The 349-nt window shown below is 43.6% G+C and carries 1 protein-coding gene; it reads right to left on the bottom strand.

The window, feature by feature from the left end; genetic code table 11:
* Window positions 1-96: 96 nt before the first annotated feature.
* Window positions 97-349 (bottom strand): acyl-CoA thioesterase (locus tag AB4496_RS28130; protein ID WP_372133320.1); only part of this gene is annotated, 253 nt, incomplete at its 5' end.

The raw sequence follows: 349 nt of genomic DNA, 5'->3' as shown, positions 1-349 counted from the left end.
GTTTATAACCGTTTATAAACACTCTGAACCAATAAACAAAGGGCCACTCAATCGAGTGGTCTTTTTGTATCTGATTATTCTTAATCAGCGAATACGTTATTCCGTCACGGCTTCTTGTTTGAAGCATGGGCTCTTTAACGTGTTCATCTTCTCGATTTCATTGGTTAAACGCAGTGAAAGCAGCGCTTTTTGGTTTGAAGCAAAATCGAACATAACGATGGTCGCAGTGCCGATTGTCGTCAGCTTCTGTTGAGCCTTACTGACGATCGCGTATTCCATGGTGAAGCGGTCGTCTTGAATGTCTGTAACACGCGAGCCAATCATCAAGGTATCTGGATACGTGACTGGG

This window comes from Vibrio sp. 10N.222.46.A1 (genome assembly GCF_041473595.1).
GTDB classification, from domain to species: Bacteria; Pseudomonadota; Gammaproteobacteria; order Enterobacterales; family Vibrionaceae; genus Vibrio; species Vibrio tasmaniensis_A.
The sequence above is the reverse complement of the archived record's forward strand: the minus strand, read 5'-3'. Positions and strand labels throughout refer to the sequence as shown.